This window comes from Brachybacterium sp. AOP29-B2-41, assembly GCF_052378395.1.
GTDB lineage: Bacteria > Actinomycetota > Actinomycetes > Actinomycetales > Dermabacteraceae > Brachybacterium.
In genome coordinates, this window is the sequence record NZ_JBQSXR010000031.1 from 1 (window position 1) to 18,318 (window position 18,318).

General features: G+C 69.2%; 16 protein-coding genes and 1 pseudogene. 4 read left to right on the plus strand and 13 right to left on the minus strand.

All coding sequences use genetic code 11. The features are described 5' to 3' along the window. Positions 1 to 118: 118 nt before the first annotated feature. The 3 genes from ACT3T9_RS17940 to ACT3T9_RS17950 form a co-directional block, all read right to left on the minus strand. Positions 119 to 292, minus strand: coding sequence for a hypothetical protein (locus ACT3T9_RS17940; protein ID WP_444607212.1), 174 nt, complete (start codon positions 290 to 292; stop codon positions 119 to 121). A gap of 106 nt (positions 293 to 398) precedes the next feature. Then, positions 399 to 809: a hypothetical protein gene (locus tag ACT3T9_RS17945; RefSeq protein WP_444607213.1), complete on the minus strand. Its 411-nt coding sequence runs from the start codon at positions 807 to 809 to the stop codon at positions 399 to 401. Positions 810 to 930: 121 nt separating this feature from the next. Continuing rightward, positions 931 to 2,997 (minus strand): acyltransferase family protein, encoded by a 2,067-nt coding sequence (locus ACT3T9_RS17950; protein WP_444607214.1) that lies wholly within the window; start codon positions 2,995 to 2,997, stop codon positions 931 to 933. A gap of 142 nt (positions 2,998 to 3,139) precedes the next feature. Here ACT3T9_RS17950 and ACT3T9_RS17955 point away from each other — a divergent pair, with 142 nt between their 5' ends. Continuing rightward, positions 3,140 to 3,283, plus strand: a complete 144-nt coding sequence (locus ACT3T9_RS17955; protein WP_444607215.1) for a hypothetical protein — start codon at positions 3,140 to 3,142, stop codon at positions 3,281 to 3,283. A 13-nt stretch (positions 3,284 to 3,296) separates the two neighbouring features. Here ACT3T9_RS17955 and ACT3T9_RS17960 read toward each other — a convergent pair whose 3' ends face one another. Continuing rightward, complete coding sequence (locus ACT3T9_RS17960) at positions 3,297 to 4,079, minus strand: SDR family NAD(P)-dependent oxidoreductase (protein WP_444607216.1); 783 nt, start codon at positions 4,077 to 4,079, stop codon at positions 3,297 to 3,299. Between the two features lie 101 nt (positions 4,080 to 4,180). On the opposite strand from ACT3T9_RS17960, the gene ACT3T9_RS17965 reads away from it, so the two are divergent. After that, positions 4,181 to 4,909, plus strand: a complete 729-nt coding sequence (locus ACT3T9_RS17965; protein WP_444607217.1) for an SDR family oxidoreductase — start codon at positions 4,181 to 4,183, stop codon at positions 4,907 to 4,909. Next, positions 4,906 to 5,610 (plus strand): FadR/GntR family transcriptional regulator, encoded by a 705-nt coding sequence (locus tag ACT3T9_RS17970; protein ID WP_444607218.1) that lies wholly within the window; start codon positions 4,906 to 4,908, stop codon positions 5,608 to 5,610. The genes ACT3T9_RS17965 and ACT3T9_RS17970 overlap by 4 nt, the downstream gene beginning before the upstream one ends. A 74-nt stretch (positions 5,611 to 5,684) precedes the next feature. Here ACT3T9_RS17970 and ACT3T9_RS17975 read toward each other — a convergent pair whose 3' ends face one another. The 9 genes and pseudogenes from ACT3T9_RS17975 to ACT3T9_RS18015 all read right to left on the minus strand — a co-directional run bounded on the left by ACT3T9_RS17975 (position 5,685) and on the right by ACT3T9_RS18015 (position 16,783). Then, a complete protein-coding gene (locus tag ACT3T9_RS17975) occupies positions 5,685 to 7,721 on the minus strand; it encodes a CocE/NonD family hydrolase (protein ID WP_444607219.1) in 2,037 nt (678 codons plus the stop codon). A gap of 51 nt (positions 7,722 to 7,772) precedes the next feature. Beyond that, positions 7,773 to 9,071 (minus strand): ATP-grasp domain-containing protein, encoded by a 1,299-nt coding sequence (locus ACT3T9_RS17980; RefSeq protein WP_444607220.1) that lies wholly within the window; start codon positions 9,069 to 9,071, stop codon positions 7,773 to 7,775. Positions 9,072 to 9,255: 184 nt separating this feature from the next. Beyond that, a complete protein-coding gene (locus ACT3T9_RS17985; RefSeq protein ID WP_444607221.1) occupies positions 9,256 to 10,626 on the minus strand; it encodes an S-layer homology domain-containing protein in 1,371 nt (456 codons plus the stop codon). A gap of 165 nt (positions 10,627 to 10,791) precedes the next feature. Beyond that, positions 10,792 to 11,079 carry a hypothetical protein gene (locus tag ACT3T9_RS17990; RefSeq protein ID WP_444601362.1) on the minus strand — a complete coding sequence of 96 codons (288 nt, stop codon included), beginning with the start codon at positions 11,077 to 11,079 and terminating at the stop codon, positions 10,792 to 10,794. Positions 11,080 to 11,216: 137 nt separating this feature from the next. Continuing rightward, positions 11,217 to 11,855, minus strand: a pseudogene (locus ACT3T9_RS17995) (patatin-like phospholipase family protein); the annotation flags it as partial. A 91-nt stretch (positions 11,856 to 11,946) separates the two neighbouring features. After that, positions 11,947 to 14,010 carry a hypothetical protein gene (locus ACT3T9_RS18000; RefSeq protein ID WP_444607222.1) on the minus strand — a complete coding sequence of 688 codons (2,064 nt, stop codon included), beginning with the start codon at positions 14,008 to 14,010 and terminating at the stop codon, positions 11,947 to 11,949. Between the two features lie 149 nt (positions 14,011 to 14,159). Then, a complete protein-coding gene (locus tag ACT3T9_RS18005) occupies positions 14,160 to 15,389 on the minus strand; it encodes a type II toxin-antitoxin system HipA family toxin (protein ID WP_444601351.1) in 1,230 nt (409 codons plus the stop codon). Beyond that, a complete protein-coding gene (locus tag ACT3T9_RS18010; RefSeq protein ID WP_444607223.1) occupies positions 15,386 to 15,862 on the minus strand; it encodes a helix-turn-helix domain-containing protein in 477 nt (158 codons plus the stop codon). Before ACT3T9_RS18010 ends, ACT3T9_RS18005 begins: the two co-directional genes overlap by 4 nt. A 156-nt stretch (positions 15,863 to 16,018) precedes the next feature. Beyond that, positions 16,019 to 16,783, minus strand: coding sequence for a class I SAM-dependent methyltransferase (locus tag ACT3T9_RS18015; protein WP_444607224.1), 765 nt, complete (start codon positions 16,781 to 16,783; stop codon positions 16,019 to 16,021). 225 nt (positions 16,784 to 17,008) lie between these two features. On the opposite strand from ACT3T9_RS18015, the gene ACT3T9_RS18020 reads away from it, so the two are divergent. After that, entirely contained in the window at positions 17,009 to 18,211 is a 1,203-nt protein-coding gene (locus ACT3T9_RS18020; protein WP_444607225.1) for an acetyl-CoA C-acetyltransferase, read from the plus strand. Positions 18,212 to 18,318: the final 107 nt, after the last annotated feature.

An 18,318-nucleotide genomic window follows, 5' to 3' on the forward strand; every position in this document is an offset into this window, starting at 1 on the left:
GCTTTTCCTTCGCCGCGGCGGCGGCCGCCTTCTTCAGCTTGATCGAGAAGGCGTACGAGTCGGCCTTGAATCGGTTGCCGCCGGGGACCTCAGCAGAGCTCCGCATCTTAAAATAGTTCTAAAGCAGGCGATGGCTCTGGCCGGTGTCATCCGCGACCACATTGAACTCGTTGTCCTTGATGAACGCGGGATCCTGCGTCGCTCCGTAGAAGGAGGAGAGGAGAACAGTCTTGCCGCTTCCAGATTCTCCGAACACGGCGATGTGCTGTTCCAGGTCGCGTTTCTTAGTCATTCACCGAGCATAAGGGTGGCTGCAGACCGACCATGACAGGAACGGGAAGCGGCGTGCGGAGATGCAGAATCGATAGCGCGGAGAGTCTCGACCATGTCGGCCAGCATCACCTCGCGCCGCCGCGCCCCTCCGCCTTCTCGGCGTCCTCGCCCATCTCTTCGATGTAGGCGGCGAAGATCTCCGAGCGCAGCTTCTCGACGCTCTTCTTGAGCGTCGTGCGGTCCTTGCGGGTCGCGCCCGGAGCCTTCAGGAGCTGTGCTGCTTTCTCGCAGCTGTCGAGGCGCTTCGCCCAGTCCTTGGCCTTGCGCGCCTCCTCCGCGTCATCCGCGGACTCTGCGAGGTAGTCGACCTGCTCTCGCAGCACTGCGACGGTCTCGAGCACGCCGTCGGGCTTGCTGGTGGAGGTGCGTTGCAGCTTCGCCGCCTGTTCCTTGATCCCCTCCCAGACCTCGGGATGCGCGGAGAGCCAGCGCGCTCCGGCTGCCAGCAGCGGGATCGCCCAGCGGGCAGCGTTCACCGCGGCGCTCCTCTTCGATGAGCTGAGGATCAGGTTCTTTCCGGCCATGACCACACACTCTCACGGACCCGGCCTCTTGGAAGGGCGCTCGCCCTGTTCCGGCGCTCAGCCGGCCCGGCCCTCACACCACCAGCGGCCCGATCTGCTCCCACATCGGCGCGCTCATCTGCTCGCTGAACGTGCGGGTGAGGTGGTGGCTGTCGCGGAACACCACGGTGCTGCCGATCACCGTGGGGCAGGTCTCGGCGTTGCAGAAGTAGCGGGTGAAGTCCACGCGGTGCGTCTCGTCCCCGGCTTCCGCGATCGCGGAGTCCTCGGCACGCACCAGGTTCTCCCGGAAGCCGTCCTTGCGGGGTACTGCGCACGCCGGCGCCTCCTCGAGATGCTTCGAGAGGCACGCATCCGGGCTGCGGCGCTGGTAGGGGACATCGCTCAGCACTGCCACCTGGGGGCCGTCGATTTTCTCGAGCGTGGCGGTCAGCCCGTCGTGCCACTGCGTGGCCGGGTCGGTGCCGGTGGTGTCCAAGAGCCGGCCGGGGTTGTTGAACATCGCCAGCAGCACCAGGTCGGGCTGTTCCTCGTCGATTCGCTCCAGCACGCCGTGGCGCCACTGCGCGCAGGAGACGTAGGATCCGCCCTGATATTTCTGCGGTGTCTCCAGGGGGAGGCAGGAGTCCTTGCTGTTGGTGTCCAGGCGGATCTTCCCCTGCGCGGCGAGCTGTTCGAGCGCCGGATACCAGCTGGCGGCGTGGGAGTCGCCCACCAGGAACACCAGTGGCGCCTCGGGGTTCTCCCCGACCTGGCAGCCGTCGGGGTTCGCGTCGGCGTGGTCGTTGTGGCAGCCCGAGTCGTAGACGGGCGGATTGTCGCCCGCCACGTCGTCGAGGCTGGGCGAGAGGTTGGCGGGCACGAACTCGGTGCCCGCAGGATCCAGCGCCTGCTCCTCGGGGGATGCCGTCCGCTCGCTGGACAGCGGCTGCTGCTGGACCGCCAGCGCCACCCCGCCAGAGGCCGCCACCACTGCCAGCGAGGCACCCACCGCCACCAGCCCGGTCAGCCGCGGCGTCCGCTCACGCAGCACGCTCCAGCCGATCACGGGACGCTCCACGAAGCGGTGCAGCAGCCATGCCAGCGGCACCGCCGCCGCCCCGAGCGCCAGGCGCTGCTCAAGCGGCAAGGTGGCATCGGAGAAGGTCACCACCTGAGGGATCACCTGCAGCGGCCAGTGCACTAGATACAGCGAATAGGAGATCGCGCCCAGGAACTGCATCGGCCGGAGCCCCAGCAGGCGATTCGCGTGCAGGCGGCCCGGTGCGGCGCCGCCGATGATCAACGCCGCCGTGGCGAGCACGGGCAGTGCAGCGGCTGCGCCGGGGAACGCGGTCGCCGCATCGAAGGTGAGCACCACGGCCGCGAGACCCGCCAGGCCCGCCCACGCGAGCCAGCCGGTGCGTGGATCGCGCAGCCACCGCGCCCCGGAGCGCAGCGCGAAGGCGACCAGCGCGCCCACCCCGAGCTCCCACGCCCGCGTGGGCAGCGAGAAGAAGGTCCACGGCTGGGAGACGTCCATCAGCACCACGCAGGCCAGGAACGACAGCGCGGTGGCCGCCGCGGCGAGGACCATCAGACGGCGCTCGCTGCGGCGGCACAGCCAGAACCCGGCCGCCAGCAGCAGGGGCCAGAACAGGTAGAACTGCTCCTCGATGCCGAGCGACCAGTAGTGCTGGAACACCGACGGCGTGGTCCCGGCGAGATAGTCCGTGCCCTCCTGCGCGAAATGGAGGTTCGGTACATACAGTGCGGTCGCCGCCGCGTCCCGCAGCACCTCCTGCATCAGCAGCGGCGACATCCAGATCCACGCCGCCAGGACCGTCAGCAGCACGACCAGCAGCGCCGCCGGCAGGATCCGTCGGGCGCGCTTGGCGTAGAAGGCACCGAAGCGGATCCGGCCCTCCCGCGCGAGGGACTCCAGCAGGTGCGTGGTGATCAGGAAGCCCGAGATCACGAAGAACACGTCCACGCCCACGAACCCGCCCGAGAGCGCCGAGACTCCCGAGTGGTAGAGCAGCACCAGCATCACCGCGATCGCGCGGAGGCCCTGGATGTCGGGGCGGAAGCCGGGCTTCTGGATAGGGGCAGCGGGCGGGGCGGAGGCGGCGTGCGGGGTGCTCGCAGCAGGGGCGGTCACGGATCTCCTCAGGTGGACAGCACTGAAGAGGGTAACGAAACGGTCACGGGGATGCAGTCAGGCGCTGGCGCTCGGTGATCTATCCCCGGATCAGTGCCCGGGGTAGCGGATCTCGGCGCGGTGGACCCGATCGCAGGCCTCTGTGAGCACGCCCAGCAGGTCGCCCACCGCCTGCACCGGGACCGTGGCGGCGGCCACCGTGGTCACCGTCCCGATCATGCTGATCGCCCTGTTCACCCAGCGCTTCATCGTCTCCGGCCTCGCCGCCCGTGCCACGAAGGGCTGACCTGCCCCGCCGCTCACCGCCCGTGCGCGACGGCCGGGATCTGGGTGGCGAGCTTGCCGCCGGAGATGTCCAGCAGAGCGCCGGTGAGGTAGGAGGCCTGGTCGCTGGCCAGGAAGATCAGCAGATTCGCGACGTCATCCGGGCTCTCCCAGCGGCGCAGCGAGAGGGTGTCCAGCAGGCGGTCCTGTGCCTCGGCGGGCATCTCGGCGAAGCCGTTCATGGCGGTGGGGACCATGCCGGGGGCGTAGGCGTTCACGGTGATGTCCCAGGGCCCCAGCTCCGAGGCGAGCACCCGGGTCAGCTGCACCACGGCGGACTTCGACGCCGCGTAGGCGGCGCTGCCGACGCTGGGGACGATCGCGGCGAAGGATGCGGCGTTGATGATCCGGCCGCTCCCGGCGCGCTTCATGTGCTCGGCCACGGCCTGGCTCATGAGGAACACCCCGCCCACGTTCACGTCGAAGCAGGTCCGCCACTGCTCCCATTCGAGCTCCGCCACTGTCCCCAGCATGTTGATGCCCGCGTTGTTGACCAGCACATCGATGCTGCCGTGACGGCGCGCGACCTCGTCCACGGCGGTGCGGACGGAGTCCGGGTCCGTCACGTTGCACACCACCTGCTCGACCGGATGCGCGGAGGCATGTTCGTCGCCTTCTGGTGACGGGACCTCCGGGAAGGCGAGGTCGAAGGCGGTCACGCGGGCCCCTTCGGCGGCGAAGCGCTGCGCGATCACTGCGCCGATGCCCCGGGCCGCGCCCGTCACGATCACTGTCTTGTCCCGCAGGTCCAGTTCCATCGCCTGTCCTCTCCTCGCCGCACTGCCGTCGGCTGTGACGGCAGGTTCTGAAAAAGCATACTATTGCGGCGCAGGTCTCGTAACGTCAGCGAAAGGACCCCATGACCACCTCCACCCCCCGCGCCGTCTGGATCACCGGCGGTGGCAGCGGCATGGGTCGCGCGAGCGCGCTTGCCGCCGCGGCCGACGGCTGGGCGGTCGCCCTCAGCGGCCGCCGACGCGACGCGCTCGAGTCCGTCGCCGGCGAGATCACCGCTGCGGGCGGAACCGCGCTCGTCGTCCCCCTGGACGTGCAGGACCGAGCCGCGATCACCGCCGCCGCCGAAATCGTCACCATGCACTTCGGGCGGCTCGATGCACTCGTGCTCGCCGCCGGGCTGAACACTCCGCAGCGCCGCTGGGACGACCAGGAGCTGGGCGAGTTCGAGGCCATCGTCGCCACCAATCTGACCGCGGTCGCCGCCACCCTCGACGCCGCCCTGCCCGCCCTGCGTGAGAGCCGCGGTGTGGTCGTCGCGATCTCCTCCTACGCCGGCTGGACGTTCCAGCCGGGCGCGGGAGTGGCCTACTCGGCCAGCAAGACAGCCGTCTCCTCCCTGCTCCGCTCGCTCAATCAGCAGGAAGCGATCCATGGGGTGCGCGCCTGCCACCTGTGTCCCGGCGATGTCGCCACCGACTTCCTCCAGCAGCGCCCCGAAGTGCCGGACGCCGCCGCGCGGGCCGTCATGCTCACCCCGGAAGACATCGCCCGCTCGGTGCAGTTCGTGCTCGAGGCACCCTCCCATGTGCGGATCGATGAGCTGGTCATCTCACCCGTCTCCTCGGCATGACCGCCCGCGTCACCGCGTTCGAGAGGGCCCTGGACCAGCTGGGCCGGGAGATTGTGGACGGTGAGCTGCCTGCCGGGCACGCCGATACCGTCGACGGCCTCGTCGTGCGCACAGGTGCCTCCCGATCCGTGGTGCGAGAGGTGACCCGCGTGCTCACCTCCCTCGGCATGCTCTCCGCCGGCCGACGCGTCGGATTGCGAGTGCTCGCCCCGGAGCACTGGGACACCCTCGATGCGCAGGTGGTGCGCTGGCGGCTCGTCGGCCCCGACGCCGCCGCACAGCTCACGGAACTGCGCGCCCTGCGCCTCGCGATCGAACCCGCCGCCGCTGCCGACGCCGCCCGCGCGGTGGGGGAGCGGCCTGTCGCGGCACTCGCCGGGCGGGAGGCGCTGACTGCTCTCGAGCAGGCTGCTGCCGTGATGCAGGCCGCCGCCTCGGCTTCGGACCCCGCTGAGTTCCTCGCGGCCGACCGTGCCCTGCACACCGCCGTGCTCAGCCTCTCCGGCAACGCCATGTTCATCCGCCTCGGTGCCGTGATCGAGGAAGGGCTGCGTGACCGTGCCCTGCGCGAACGCGCTGGCCTGCCACCGGAAGCGCACGATCTCGCGCTGCACCTCGAGGTCGCCCGCGCTGTCGCCGCCGGGGAGCCAGCCGCCGCCGAGGCCGCGATGCGGGAGATCATCGAGCGAACCCACCCGTGACGCGAGTGCTCCACGCGCAGCAGGGGGCCTCCTCGGGGCGGCGCAGGGCGTGGACGCGAGGAGTGGAGCGGCCCTCACACCAGGTCGCGGGGGATCCTCCGCTCCCAGTTCTGCGAGTACACCCGCGGGTCACCGCGCTCTGCGTCCAGTTCGAAGGCGTCCAACTGGGCGTCGATCACGAACTCGGTGGGGGTGGAGGTGAGGATCGTGCGGGTGGTGATCTCCGCGCCCCAGTCCTCCCGCTCCACCCGGCGCACCGTGCGGGTCTCGCCGCGCACCGAGTTCACGTCGTTCCAGCGGAAGCTGTACCACTCGGTCGTGGCCCGGCGGATCCTGCTGCCTGTCTCCTCGATCACGAACTCGCCCTGGTCATTGGCGATCTCGAGCACGGACTCGTTCGTCGCCAGATCACGGGTGACCCGCCAGTGGTGCTCGCCGGGGGAGACGTCGGTGACCTCGAGCGGCTCCGCGGCCTCGGGCTCGCCGAACTCCCGCAGATGCGCATCCGCGTCACGGGCCGGTCGCACCGGCAGGCGCAGGCTGCTGGACCCGGTGCTCAGCATCACCGTCGCCGCTTCCGGCGCCGGCCAGATCAGCGGCCAGTAGGAGGTGGAGATCGACAGCCGCAGCCGGTGCCCGGCGGGGAAGGACTGGGCGATGCCGTTCAGCGGCACCTCCACCCGGTATGTCTTTCCCGGCTCGAGGGGCTGCGGCTCGGCGCTGCCGTCACGGTGGGTCAGGTTCAGCACGCCGTAGGTCACGCGGGTCGCCTCTCCGGCCGTGTTCACGTCCGAGAGCCGCACCGCCAGCTGCGCGACCGGCTGGTCCGCGCTGACCTCGAGCACGCACGTCGGCCGGCCGAAGATCTCCAGCTGCTCGGCCAGGTCAGGGGTCTCGAAGAACAGGGCGCCGCCGTCCTCCTCCCGCTGGTCGAAGGGCAGATCCGGCACCGCGGCGTAGGAGGCCCATTTCCCGGCGAACATCCCCACGCTCAGCGGGGACTGCACGGAGACCTCCCGGTCCGGTTCGTCGGCCGTGCCTTCTTCGAGATGGTGGCCGCGCAGCACGTACTCGCGCTCGGTGATCCGCGGGGAGGGCCACTGGTCCTCGGCGATCCAGCGCCCCGGACGATCCTCGTAGGACGCGGCGGGGGAGACGCTGTCCTGCATCCAGGCCCGCACCATCGGCTCATCCATCACGCCGGTGTCGGTGCCCTTGAGCCAGTGATCCCACCAGCGCACCACCTCCTGCAGGAACCCGATCGCCGGGCCCGGTACTCCGATATGCGGGTACTTGTGGCCCCACGGACCGATCAGGCCCTTGCGCGGCACCTCGAGGTTCTCCATCAGGCGGAAGATCGCATTGGTGTACCCGTCGGCCCAGCCGCCCACGGCCATCACCGGGACCTGCACCTGGCTGTAGTCCTCGCAGACGGACGCGGGCTTCCAATAGTCATCCCGCCGCTGATGCGTCAGCCAGGTCTCCAGCCACAGCCCGCTTCCCTCGAGCCGCTCATGCCACATCTCGCGCCAGCGCTCGCCGACGATCTGCGGATCCGGCGGGAGGGAGTTGAAGGCGAACATCACCGTGGCCTCGGAGAGGTTGTCCGCCAGCAGCGCTCCGCCCATGTAGTGCATGTTGTCGACATAGAGGTCATCCGTGGCGGACGCGCTGATGATCGCCTTGAGCGCCGGGGGCCGACGGGCCGCGAGCTGCAGGCTGTTGAACCCGCCCCAGGAGATGCCCATCATCCCCACGTTGCCATCGCACCATGGCTGCTCGGCGAGCCAGGCGATGACGTCCTCGGCGTCCTCGTGCTCCTGGGGGCGGTACTCATCGACCATCACCCCGTCGCTGTCGCCGCTGCCGCGCAGATCCACCCGCGCGCACACATAGCCGTGGCCGGCGATATAGGGATGGTTCAGGTCATCGCGGGCGCGGCTCGAGTCCCGCTTGCGGTACGGGATGTACTCCAGCACGGCGGGCACGGGACGCTGCTCCGCGTCCACCGGCAGCCAGAGCCGGGCCGCGAGCCGGGCGCCGTCCCGCATCGGGATGAACACGTTCTCGATCACGCGGATCTCGTAGGGGAACTCGGTGACGGTCCTCATCGGTGGTCGCCTCCTGGTCGTCCTTGAGGGGGTGTGTGCAGCGGTGTGTGGTCAGTCGTCGGCTGGCGCCGGCGCGAACTCGAAGGGCAGCTCGGCGGTGATCGCCGCGTAGTCCGCTAGCAGCTGCTCGGTGCTGTCTGCGCCGAGGTAGAGCTTGCCCAGCACGAACCGGTAGCTGTCCTGACCCGGCAGCTCCGAGAGCCGGTCGCCCTCGGCGACGGTCAGGGTGAGCACGGTGCCGGGGAAGCGGCGCTCGATCTCCGCCTTGTCCTGCGCGGTGGGGATGCGGGTGACGATCGCGTCCTCGTCGTGGAAGATCATCGCCTGCGAGGCGACCGCGAAGTCACCCTCACGATGCGGCATCCGCGGCGGACGGCCGAGTGCGATGTCGATCGCGACCTCGTGGTTCGAGCTGCCGTCCACCTTCGCGAACAGGTCGCTGTGGGACTGGGAGATGCGGGTGTTGATCTCGATCAGCCACAGCTGGTCGTTCGCCTCGTCCCACATGAACTCGGAGTTGAAGCAGGCGTTGTCGTACCCGACCTGGCGCAGGTACCGCTCGGTGAGATCGATCATCCGTTGCTGCACGCGCTCAGGCACGGTGCTGGCCGGGTAGTCGAGGCGGGCGAAGCTGGTGCCGTCCGCGTCCTTGTGCATGTCGAACACGCCATGGACGCTGTACTCCCCGCGGAACATCGTGCCCTCCGGAGCGGCCTGGATGCCCTCCACGAACTGCTCCGCCAGGCAGCTGTTGCCACCGGCGCCGGCGAGCTCGGCCGACACCTCCACCTGCTGGAGCACCTCGTCGAACGCATCGCCGATCTCCCCGATGTGCTCGCGGATCTCCGCCAGCGCCTTGTCGAACTGCTCCTCGTTCTCCACCTTGAAGCCAAGAGCGGAGGAGTGCGCCTTGACCGGCTTGACCCAGAACGGGAAGTCAAGATCGATGCTCGCCAGCGCGTTCTGCGCGAACGGGTCGAAGACGGCGAAGCCCGGCACGCACTCCGGCACCGACTTCTTCTGCTCGATGCGGCTCCATCCTTTGTGCTCGCTCTTCAGCAGGCTGGTCAGCGAGGGCGCGGGTAGGTCGTGCTCGGCGGCGAGCATCGTGCTCATCACGCTGACCGGGAAGTCCCAGTGGGCGATGATCGCGTCGATGCTGCCGTCGAAGGCATCGAGCTCGGCGCGGGCGTCGCGCATCAGCTGCTCGAAGTTCAGATCCGTGGTGTTCACCAGGGTCTCGTAGTCCAGGACCCCGTGGAAGGTGTAGTCCTCGGCGTGACGCACCGTCTCGAGCTCTTGGCGCTGCACGTCCGTCAGTCCCAGGACGAAGATGTTCTTCGGGCTCATACGTGTGTGTCCTCCGTGTGCCGGTACGCTCGCCTCGCGGCGAGCCGGATCCCTCGAGCGTTGCACGAGAGGTGCGCCAGGGCGCAAGCTCCGGGCCGATCGGTCGGGTCGATCGGTCGGGCGGACGAAGTGCGGGCCCGTCCGAAGGATCGGACGGGCCCGCACGGTCAGGCAGTGCTGCGACTCAGAGCGTCGCGTCGTAGCGCTGCAGGAAAGCCGCCATGGCATCCCGCTTCACAGGATCGAGCGGACGGTAGGTGCCGTTGCTCCATCCGGTGGAGATGCCGGTGGACTTCATCCAGCACATCTCCTTGGAGAACTGCATGCCGCGGGCCACATCGGTGAAGCACTTCCCGCTCGGCTGGGTGTACGCGGGCTCGCCCGCGAACCGGTAGAGGAACGCCGCCATCGCGTCACGGGCGATGGGCTGTACCGGCCGGAACTGGTGCGTTCCGTCGGGCATCTTCCACCCTTCGGTGATGCCTTCTTGAGAGGCCCAGATGATTGCCTCATAATGCGGCTGGCCGGGCTTCACATCCGTGAACGGCGACTTTGCCGGGAGCGTCACCGCCGGAGAGCCGGCCTGACGGTAGAGGAACGCCGCCATCGCGTCACGGCTCACGCTCGTCAGCGGGCGGTACTCCGCCCCTCGCGGCGTCGGCCACCCGGTGGAGATCCCTTCCCGAGCCATCCACGTCATCGCAGCGAAATGCTCCATCCCGGGGGTGACGTCCACGAAGGGCGAGATCTCGGGATACGTGACCCGCCAGGTCTTCTTCAGCGGCGTGTAGAACGTCCGCTCGGCGACGACCTTGAAGGAGACGGTCACGGTCCCGGTGACCGTATAGGTCCCGCCCTGCGAGATCACACCGCCGTTCAGCGTGTACTGGACGCGGGGATCCGTCGGGATCTGCACCGTGTGCCCGGCGAGGTCGAACACCGGCTCGCGGAGCCGGTACCCGTACAGGGGAACGAACGTCGCCGAGACCCCTGAGACGCCCACATGCGCATACCCGGCCTGGTCATACACGGAGACGCCCAGCCGGTCCACGCCGTCTGCCAGCGCGTGCGTCCCGGCGGAGACCGGGGTCCACGGGTCCAGCGCGGTGTTCAGCCCGGTGATGTCAGGGATCGTGAACGTCCGTCGCTCCACGTCGACCGTGGGAGAGAGGGATGCGACGACGACGGGGTCGTTGAACGTGTTCGCGGGCTCGAAGCGGATGTTCCACGAGTGGATGCCCGTCAGCGAGTGGCCCGGCGCCGGATACGCGCGGATGATCTCCAAGGTCGATGCCCGGTGCACGCCGGGAGCGAGCGGATTCGCGGCCTGGTCGGCGTATTGGAGCCCGGGCAGGTCGGGGATGGTGAAGGTCGAGACCTCGATGTCGAAGGCCGGTTCGGGAGCGGTGACCGGGACGAAGTCCTCGGCCTGGCTGCTCTCCTGGGAGGAGGGGCTGCCTGATCCGGGGCCATCTGCAGTCGCGGCAGCGGCGCCGCTGAGGAGGAACGGAACGCTGAGCGCGAACGCTGCGATCCGGCGGAGGGTGGTGGACACGTATCACCTCGATGTGCGGGCGTGGGCAAGGGGATCGGGCGAGCTGGAGGCGCTCATCATAGGGCGCGGACACCCTCTGAGAACACGTTTCGGCGTACCTCTCCGAGCGTGCTCGATCCCGCATCGAGCAGAGGGGATGAGAGCCCGCGGCGCAGTGACGGCCGCTCAGGCGATCGGAGTACGGAACCGCGCCTTGTACGCCTCGAAGTCCCACGCCACCTGCTCGTGGTCCCCGTCCAGGAAGGCCGTCGCGGCCTTGCGTCCCTTCCGGTAGAGCATCTCCCGCTCCTCGTCGGAGAGGTCGAAATGGGTGGGGCGTACCGCGGCGGTGTCGATGAAGATCGTGCGGGCCACGGAGTGCGAGGAGTCGATGTGCATCCGGTCGTAGAAGCCGGTGACGGTGTCCACCACGGCCTTGCCGAAGCTGAGCGGTCCGCGGATCTGGTTCTGCACCCCGAAACCGCCTCGGGCTTGGCGGAGAGCTTGATGCCGAAGGTGGGCCAGCGCGGAACCTCACCCTCAGGGCGGTCGAACACCGAGACCGGGAAGTTCGAGAGCAGCCCGCCGTCCACCAGCACCGCCGGCTTCCCGAAGGCGTTCTTCCACCGCACCGGGCGGAAGAACAGCGGGATCGACGTCGAGGCGCGCACAGCGTCCACCACCCGCAGCGTGTCCGGAGTGGAGCCGACGTCCACCGCCTCCAGCGGCAGGTACCGCAGCCGCCCGGCCGAGAGGTCCGAGACGGTCACCACGAGGCGGTAGGCATGCGCGCCCACCAGCTCCATTCCGGCCTCGGGATCCTGGTAGCGCAGATCCGCGAAGGTGCCGGTACGGCCCGGATCCCCGTACATGGTCAGCTGCTCGGTGAGCCATTCACGCAGGTAGGCGCCGCGATGGATCCCGTTGTGCAGCAGGATGCCCAGCCCCTTGCCGGGCAGGGTGCGGGTCCACCACGGGCCGTCCTCGAAACGGCGGTAGTCCGTCTCCCGCAGCACCTTCACCATCGTGGTCGCCGGGATCCCGGCGGTCGCGAGTGCTCCGGCGATCGACCCGGCCGATGATCCCGCCACCCGGTTCACCCGGTACCCGCGCTCCTCGAGCACCTCGATCGCGCCGGCCAGGGCGATGCCCTTGACCCCGCCGCCCTCGAGCACCAGGTCCACCCGCCGGGTGCCGTCGGCCGGTGTTCTGCCGACAGGGGAGGAGGCGGCGGGCTGCGAGGAGGTCATAGCGGCCAGCGTAGGGGAGCGGGCTGACGCGGCCCCACCCGTCCTGCACCTCGCGGCTGCTGCTCCGCGAGGCTCCTATTCCGCGACGCTCCTACTCCTCGAGGCGGTAGACGTTGATCTCCCCTGCGAGATAGATGCGGTCGTTCCCCCCGAGCGCCGCGTACCGCACGTCGCTGTCGACGACCACGTCGGCCGTTGCTGCCACCGGGTCGATGCGCAGCAGAGCATTGCCGCCGGCTGCGTAGAGGCATCCCTCGCTCGTGCGGGAGAACAGGGAGGTCAGCAGCCCCCAGTTGTTCCCGAAGGGCAGCCCGGTGGCGATGCGATGCACCACCGCGCCGGTCGTGGGGTCGACGGCGAACACCGTGCCCTCTCCGGCCAGCCCCCACAGCAGACCGTCGGGACCGAAGGCGATCTCCGGGATCACCTTCGCCCCCGGCACCACCTCCTCTGCACTGACCAGAGCCGCTGCCGCGACATCCCAGATGAACAGCTGCGCGGTGTCCTGCGCCGGGGTGGTGGACAGCCCACCGTGGATGGAGGTGCCGCCGTAGACCAGGCCGTCGCTGTGGGCGAGGGTGACGATGCTCTGCTGCGGCACCACATCCCGATGGAACTCGAGATCCCCGGTGGCGGGGTCCAGGATCGTCAGCGCCCCGCCGAGCTGCCCGTAGTCCGGCACGCTGCCCAGCGCGATCCGATCACCCACGGACGTAACCCCGAAGATCCGATCCTGGTAGTTCGGAGCGCCTCGACCCAGCATGAGGATCTGGTCGAAAGCGGACCAGTCCCAGGCGGCCGACGGGTCACCGATATGGGCCACGGCGCCCGGATACGAGCTGATCACCAGCTGCTGGCCGTGGGCGACGATCGTGTCCGCCTGCTTCGGGCCGCGCAGGCGCTCGATCTCCTCCGTCTCGGGGTCGATGCGCCCAATCACGCCGCTGCTGAGGTAGGCGCCCATGTACACCGCGCCGTCGGGCCCGGTGCCGATGCTGTGGGCTCCGGCCGGGCTCGCGAGCACGTCGGCGATCACCGAGCTGCCCTGCTTCCTGCGGGTCGAGTAGGTCCACAGCACGCCGTCCGTGTTCAGGCCGACGACCGTGTACGGCGACAGCCCCGGCAGCTCTTCGGAGGAGGCGATGCCGTAGGTGCCCACCGCCTCGGAGAGCTCTTCACGCAGTGCGGAGTCCTCGAAGCCCACCGACAGGGTGCGGCGCATCCGCAGGTCATAACCCATCAGCACGTCGCCCTGCAGGTAGTAGACCCGGTTCAGGCGTGCAACCGCCGTGGGCGCGGTGTCGAAGGTGCCCTCGACGATCTCCTCGAGCCAGGTCTCCGTCAGCTGGTCGTAGACCGCCATGTCGTACGTTCCGCGAGGTGAGAGTCGCACGAAGACGAGGTCCCCGCGCTGCGCGATCCCGGTGAACCAGTCCGTCCCCTCCATGACGTGGGCCGGCGGCTGCATCTCGGTGCGCTCACCGCTGGCGATGTCGATCCGGAACAGGTGCGGGACAGGGCCGGTGCCCACCCAGACCTCGCCGTCCACCACGCCGAGTCCGAAGACGTATGCGGCATCCTCGGTCTGGGTGCCGTAATCCTCGATCTCCCCGGTGGCGGGGTCGTAGGCCAGCACCCGTGCGTTCGGGTACGTGCCCATGTACAGCCGACCGTCGGGCCCGAACGAGCCGTCGTACAGCACGCTCTGCCCGGAAATGCCTTCCGCGATCAGGGTGACCTCGAACGAGACGGGGTCCAAGGAGAACAGCCCGCCCTTCATCGGGGAGCGGCAGGTGAAGTAGATGAGCCCGTCGGGGCCGGGAGTGACGAACCCGCCGAGCTCCGCACCGGGAATCTCGGTGCCGAAGATCCGCTCGCCCGTCAGCACATCCAGCACGGAGAGGGTCGCCGGGTCGCCGTTGGACAGGGCATAGGCCACGGAGCGGCCGTCCTGCAGCTGCCCGAACGCCACGGAGCGGACGTTCACCGAGGCCAGCGCGGGGCCCAGATCGATGAGAGAGGCAGCGGCAGGTCGGACCGGGTCGGCCAGTGCCGGAGCCCCCAGAGCGGAGGCCACCGGCAGGGCAGCGAGCGCGGCGATTCCTCCTCCCAGGAGGTGGCGGCGGGTGGGGCGGTGCTGCGGATCGGACATCATCGTCTCCTCGTCACGGGGCCAGCGGGTAGGCACTGCAACCGCTTGCGGACCCCAGTGTTGTCGCGGCGGCGCCCGGTGTCAACGGACGGACGGACGTGGATGATGGTCGCCACCGGATAGATCCCCGGTGGGGGAGGGGGTCGACGCCCTCAGCCGCGAAGAGTGGTCCGGAGCCTCTCGCAGTGCTCTGTGAGCGAAGCGTGGATCGCCTCCAGGTGGGCATGGTCGATGTCCGCACCGGCGACTTCCCGCGTCGCCATGTCGAACGCTGTCGGCATACCCTCGGCGAGGAGCTCGGCGGCGGCGAGGACGTACTCCTGGCTCACCCCGAGCTGTGCAGCGAACTTCAGCAGATGCCGACGCGTGACGCCATGGATCGATGAAGCTCCACCGATGGGCATCGCCATCGCAGGCCACGGAGTCTCTTGTCCGAATCCGGTCGCGACGTCGTACAGCGGTGCGAGTGCTGTGTCGTCGGCCGAAAGAAAGACCGAGTAGTTCTTGGCGTGCGCATCCGGGGCACCCAGCGCCCAGTTCGCGAGCACCGCCCGGACGAAGCTCTCGACATCCTCCTCGGGTGCGCCGCCCCGCCGAAGAGCGGTGACGACATCGAGGGCTGTGACCGAGTACTTGTCGGCGGGGAGCGTCGAGGTGGCCTGGCACAGGTCCTCCTGGTGAACGCGCACCAAGCGCCCATCGACCCGGCGCCGATCGAAGCGTTCGATGACGATCGCCGGTTCGCCATCGAAGAGCCGAAACTCAGACCTGGCCACAGGCAGGCCGAGCAGAGAGAGCGTACGCAGGCAGAGGTGCTCGACGAGTGCTTGTGAGCGGAGAGCCGTGATCCCGGGTTTGAGGATGTGTGTCGTCGGCTCGGCACCATGCGCTTCGTGCCACCGCCCGTTCTCGAGCCGGAGTGCGAGCTTCGACTGCGCCCCACCCAGCGACCAGTGCTCTCCCTCGGCGACCCAGGTTGCGCCAGAATTCGTGCGGAGGTCACGGAGTCGTGACCCGATCCGCTCGTCGTCGACAGGGATGAGGGAGCCCGGCTCGGGATCCTCCAGCTGTGCTTCGTCGAGGAACTGCACTGCGCCGGGGCAGTCCCGACCGATCGCCGATAGCAGTGCGAACGCGCTGCGCGGTGAGACACCGAATCTGCGCGCGGTGGCACGGCGGACGGCGTCTCCCTCAGGAAGCAGACCTTCAAGATAGGCAAGGGCTCTGCGTGGAGGTATCGGTGTGGTGCTCGGCGCGAAGGCCAGCGACAGTCTCGGCATCCCCGCGCTCGGTGGCGCGGTCAGCCGTAGCGCTCCACCATGGTCCTCGTCCAGGTGGCCGATGATCACTCCGTTGCTGACCATGAACAGCCGCTTCATCATGAGTCCTCGTCCTCATCGGCGGTGCCTCGCACTGCGGAGGAGTCAGATGTCGGCGTCGCAGCCAGGGCGACCTGGGTGAGTTGAGCGGCGAGCTCGGGATCCATGCCGGCCTTGAGCAGCCGGGCGGCGCGCTGCCCGTGCTCCACGACCACGGGGAGTGCAGGCGCCTCCCGCATCTGCTCGATAGCGTCGCGGGTGGCGCGCTCTGTGATCGACGTGGCGGGTTCCGGTGCGTCAGGTGTGACGGTGCGGGATGCTGCGCCGACGTTGAGCGGGAGGTCCAGGGCGGCGAGCACCGCGAGGACCTTCTCCAGCTCGGCTCGCGGCCGACGACCCTGCTCTACGCCGATCAGCCACTCCCGGGAGACTTCGGCAGCACGCGCGAGCTCGGCCTGTGTGAGCGCCCGCGCCCTGCGCGCGTCGCGGAGGGCTGCACCGAGATCTTGCGGGGTCCTGACGCGCCGACTGTTCATGAGTGTGATGGTACGTCCACTTCTGCGGGATGTCTACGATCTATCACTTTCTTCAATGTGTACGCTCGTCGACATTGTGTCCTGTGCGCGTCGCACAGGATGGTGGTTGTCACGGAGAGATCCCCCCGCTGCCCGCCCACCGACGGCCTCAGTCGCTCACAAGCGGCGGGAGACGAGGATGTGCTCGGGGCTCTGTGCTGTCACTGCGCCTCGGGACCAGTCGCCGAAGCGGCGCTCGAGATCGAATCCAGCCTGCTCGAGGCTGGTTTCAAGGGTCGCGAGAGGGCGGAACGCCAGCGTCTCCGGGGCGCTGTAGCTCTTGGTGCCAGCCCGCTCGGTGACCCCACGGTGGGTCTCGATGATGCCGGCAGCTGGATCTCCCTGCACGTCGAGCATCTCGATCCAGCTGGTGAACGTCCCTCCAGCGGGGTGGGGGTAGGTGCCACGGGTGAATTCCGGGATCCAGCGCTCCCAGGCGCGAGCACCGGGGTTGCGGCTCTCGAAGGCAAGGCGGCCACCGGGACGCAGGGCGCGATGCACGTGCGCGAGCAGCTCGCGCCAGGAGTCATCAGTGAGGAAGTACTGCGCGACGTGTCCGGTCATGATCGCCAGGTCCGCGGCCCCCTCAGGTGCGGCGTCGGCGTATCCGTGAATCCAGGTGACCTGTTCACCGCCCGGGCGGTGACGCGCGATGTCGAGCATCGCGAGGGCAGGGTCGACGCCGGTGACGCCATGTCCTGCTGCGGCAAGCTCGACGCCCAGGGCGCCGGTGCCAGCGCCGATGTCCAGCACGGAAAGTCCCGGGCCGTCGGGGGAGAGCTCGCGGGCCAGCTCGAGGTAGAAGTCGAAGTCCTGCCGCCCAGCGTTCTCTTCATCGTAGGTGCGCGCGGCCTCTGGACTCTCGTACGGATTCCGGGACATGACGGCGGACCCTAGCCGACCCGCCCGACGGGAATCCAGAGGATTTCCAGCAGAACCCGCTCTGACGCGATGCCTGGCACCGCGGCGCACCCCGGTGGATGATGGTCACCATCGGATAGATCCACGCTGCCCGCCCACCGCCGCGCCAGCAGCCGAGCTTCTTGACGCACCTCGCCCACTATCCAGGGCAGGTGTCGAGGAGTGGATCCTCAGAAGGAGCACCCCGTGACCAGGAATGACACCTCCGCCCACCAGCCCGTGATCGTCGGCGGGGCTCGCACCCCGTTCACCCGGTTGCTCTCGCAGCAGGCCGCGCTGACCGCGGTCGATCTCGGCGCCCACGCCATCCGCCATGCGATCGAGCGCTCCGGCGTCGACGCCGCGGTGATCGACACCGTGATCATGGGGCAGGTCATCCAGGCGGGCCAGGGGCAGAATCCGGCTCGCCAGTCCGCGCTCGGAGCGGGCCTGGCGTGGGACATCCCGGCCGTGACCCTCAACAAGGTGTGCCTCTCGGGGCTGACCGCCGTGATCGACGCCGCCCGCCTGATCCGTACCGGCGAGGCCACGGCGGTGGTCGCCGGTGGTCAGGAGTCGATGAGCAACGGACCGCACCTGCTGATGGGCGCCCGCAAGGGATACAAGTACGGCCCGACCACCGTGCAGGACTCCGTCGCGCACGACGGGCTCACCGATGCGCTCAGCCAGGAGGCGATGGGCGACCTCACCGAACGCGGCAATCCCGAGCGCGGCATCTCCCGCCGCGACCAGGACGAGATCGCCGCCGCCTCCCACCAGCGCGCTGCCGCCGCGGCAGGCGTCGGGATCCACGCCGAGGAGATCGCGCCCGTCGAGGTGCCCCAGCGCAAGGGCGACCCGCTGCTCATCGACCGTGACGAGGGCGTCCGGCCCGACACTACGGTCGAGACCCTGGCCGGTCTCCGCCCCGCCTTCGCGAAGGACGGCACCATCACCGCCGGCAACTCCTCGCCGCTGTCCGACGGCGCGGCCGCGCTCGTGATCACCTCCCGCGCCTACGCCGAGGAGCACGGCCTCACGATCCTCGCCGCGATCGGGGCCCCCGGCCAGGTCGCGGGTCCCGAGGACTCCTCACTGCACTCGCAGCCCTCGAACGCTCTGCGCGCGGCACTGGCCCGCGACGGGCTGCAGGTGCAGGACCTGGACCTGATCGAGATCAACGAGGCGTTCGGCGCGGTCGTCGTCCAGGCGCTGACCGACCTCGACTACCCCCTCGAGAAGACCAACATCCACGGGGGAGCGATCGCGCTCGGCCACCCGATCGGTGCCTCGGGGGCGCGCCTCGCCCTGACCGCAGCCCTCGAGCTGGTCCGCCGCGGTGGCGGACGCGCCGGTGTGAGCCTCTGCGGCGGCGGCGGGCAGGGAGAAGCACTGCTGCTGAGCGCGTGAGGCGAGGACGGAACGCCCTCTGGACAGCACGGCGCACTCCGGACAGCACAGCGCCCTCTGGACAGCACTTTGCGCTGAGGACCTATGTGAGCACTTCACATAGGTCC